This is a genomic window from Pontibacter sp. HJ8 (assembly GCF_054824225.1).
Genome location: NZ_JSYF01000499.1, coordinates 1 through 3,110 on the forward strand (window position 1 = coordinate 1; position 3,110 = coordinate 3,110).

At 56.8% G+C, this 3,110-nt stretch carries 2 protein-coding genes; both read right to left on the reverse strand.

Annotated elements, in window-relative coordinates; translation table 11 throughout:
• Positions 1 to 54 precede the first annotated feature (54 nt).
• Positions 55 to 1,056, reverse strand: coding sequence for a PorP/SprF family type IX secretion system membrane protein (locus OB13_RS18570; RefSeq protein ID WP_461491680.1), 1,002 nt, complete (start codon positions 1,054 to 1,056; stop codon positions 55 to 57).
• Between the two features lie 23 nt (positions 1,057 to 1,079).
• Positions 1,080 to 3,110, reverse strand: a 2,031-nt coding sequence (locus OB13_RS18575) for a gliding motility-associated C-terminal domain-containing protein (RefSeq protein ID WP_461491681.1), incomplete at its 5' end; no start/stop codon positions are given.

Consider the following 3,110-nt stretch of genomic DNA (forward strand, 5'->3'; position numbering starts at 1 on the left):
AAAGACAAAGGTATGGGCAGAAGAGGCAGGCAATGCAGAGAGAAACCCGTTGAATCACCAGAGGTTCTGCGGACAGAGAAGCCTGGCTTTGTTGAAGATGCGCATCCCCACCACAACCTCGTGGTTGCCGTTGCCCATCCCGTTGAAGGCGGGCACGCCCCTGTCATAGGCATAGCCCAGGTCGAAGAGGTGGTTGATGGTAACACCGGCCAGTATGGCGTAGTTGCCGTTCTGACGGTAGGAGCCTCCCACCCACAGCCTGTCCTGGTAGACCGCACGCAGGTTAAAGTCGACGTTGCCGGGCAAGGGCTGCAACCACATCAGCATGATAGAGGGCACCAGGCTGATCTCCTCGGTGATGCTGAACTTATAGGCTCCCGTCAGGAAAAAGTGCTCGTAGAGCAGGTTCCGGTCAGTCACGGCATTATCGAAGTGGGTAGAGTTGGCCAGAAGCTGCATGGCCGAGGTTCCCAGAAAGAAGTTGCTTCCATAAAGCCACATCCCCAGCGACAGGTTCGGCTTTACCATGTTCCATTCTGAAAGAGCCGGGTCGTTGGGATTCGCAAAGGTAAGCCCGGTGGAGCGAAGCTGCTGTTGTATCAGGCCCGCACTCAGTCCTGCCGATAGCCGCACACTCCGCGACAGGCGCATGTGGTAGGCGTAGGCAAGGCTCGCCTCTGTTCTGTGGAAAGCCCCCAGCCGGTCGTGCACGGCAAGCACGCCGATGCCATGGTGGGGCTTGAACCGCTGACTGAGCCTGCCGCCGTTGTCGCTGCCGCCAAACGAGGGAGTGGACCCGCCCGAGCGTTTACCTCTTCCTCCGATGCTATACCCGATGGGGGTGTGCGCGCTCATGTAAAAGGTGCTCGGCGCCCCTTCTATACCTGACATCCCCGACCTGCTGCCCACTTTTACATCGCCATACTGCTCTATACCTGCGATGGCCGGATTGAACAGGTAGTTGTTGATAGAATATTGGCTGTACTGCGGTTTCTGCTGCGCCAGGACCAGAACGGGAAAGGAAATGAAAATCAGGAGGGGTAAGTAATGTCGCATAGGCTGCTGCTCTGGATGGTCTCTTAGTTCACGATGTTCAGGTAGCCGGTGAATTTATCTTTGCCCGGGACGGTGATGACGTAGAAGTAGGTGCTGACCGGCAGGATCGCCCCCCTGTAGGTGCCGTCCCACTCGCTCTGGTAGTTCGTCTTTTCATAAATCAGATTTCCCCAGCGGTTGTAAATCTCCACTTTGGATGCCGGGTAATACTGTATGTTTTTGATTTCCCAGGTATCGTTCACCCCGTCTCCGTTGGGCGAGAAGGCATTCGGGATTTCCAACAGCTGGCGCACGTTCACCACCACGCTGGTCGTGTCTTCGCAGCCTTCCGCGTTTGTCACAGTCAAGGTATAGCGGGTCGTCTGAAGTGGTTTGACCAAAGGTGAGGCAATAGAAGGATTGCTCAGGCCGATGGACGGGCTCCAGCTGTAGCTTGCACCCCCACTCCCTGTCAACTGCGTGCTTTCGCCTGAGGTGATTTCTGCGTGCTGCACGCTGGCTGAGGCTTCTGGCACCGGGAATATGATCGCCTGCACAGGCACCCGACCAGTTTCGCACTCACCCCGCACCAGCGATACATAATAAGTGCGGGAACTTTGCAGGACCGGGGTCTCGAACGTAGCACCCGTAGCGCCTCCTATCGCTTTGGCTGTGGTGGCATTCTCGTACCAGCGGTACTCTCCGGCGCCTCCGCCTGTGGCCGTCACCACAACCTTGCCCGGGCCGCAGGAACTGCCAGGCCGCACCACGGGAGCAGCAGGTGCAGACCGGACCTTTACGGATATACTGTTGGAGGAAGCCGTGGTCCCGCAGGTATTCTGAAGCCGCAGGGTGTAGGTTCCGCCTTCGGTTGCTTGCAGGGTGGTTACGCCTCTGGCAATTTCCTTCTCGTTTCGCAGCCATATATATTCCACATGCCTGGAAGGGATGGTGCTTAGCTTTACTGCCCCGCCTTCGCAAAACTCCAGCGGCCCGTCAGCGACGATGGCCGGTGCTGCAGGCTTTGTGTTGATGACGGCCTCCACCGGAACCCGTTCACTTTCACACTGCCCGTTCGTGAGGGCTACATAATAGGTGGTGGAGGTAGTAAGTGCAGGCGTGGTGAAGGTTGATCCGTCCGCTCCGACAAGGGCCACACCGCCTGTTGGCGCCGCATACCATCGGTACATACCTGCTTTTCCGCCGGATGCCTTCAGGGTGAGAGCAGTTTTCGAGCAGCCTATAGCAGACTCCGCGGAGGGAGCCTCCGGCAGGGCCAACAGCTCTACCTGCCGTCCTTTGCCACTTCGAAAAGTACCACATGTATTGGTTATCTCTGCTGTGTAGCTACCCGCCTCTTTGACCGAGATAGTAGGGCCGCTCCCGCTGACAGGCTTACCGTCCAGGAACCAGGCATATGTCACGTCCTTATGCACAGGCACCGACAGCCTTACGCTTCCCCCCTTGCAGAACACCAGGCTGCCGGCTGCCTCTACCTCAAAAGCAGGTATAGGTTGCTGGATCTTGAGCTCTACTTTATTGGAACTCTTTGCCGTACCGCAGAAGTTGGAGAGCTCTACCGTATACACGCCTGCCTCCGTTGCAGTAAATTCATGTGATTCGCCCGACATTGGCACATTGTCTTTTTTCCAGACGTAGGTAGTCCCTTCCTGTGCCGGCACCGATAGTTTCACGCTCCCACTCTTACAGATTATCAGTGGCTCTGTGTATGCGATTTTCGGGGCCACTAGCTTTTCGGCTACTTTCACCTCCACCGGGACTGATTTCCCCACACAGCCGTTCTCATCGGTTACTTCCACAACGTAAAAGCCCGCCTGGGTGACCGTAATTGCCTGAGAGGTGGCGCCGTTGCTCCACTTGTAGGCCTTGCCTGCTGTTGCTGTCAGCAGCACACTGCCGCCGGCACACAATGTGGGCGGTCCGTTCAGCGTGATTTTAGGTTTGACAGGGGACGTGCAGGAGCTACTCTGCATAGTATGGGCAGGCGCAATCCCCCCCTTACTCCATACTGGAAAAGCAGTGAAAGCAAGAGGTAAGGCAAATGCAAGAGGCAA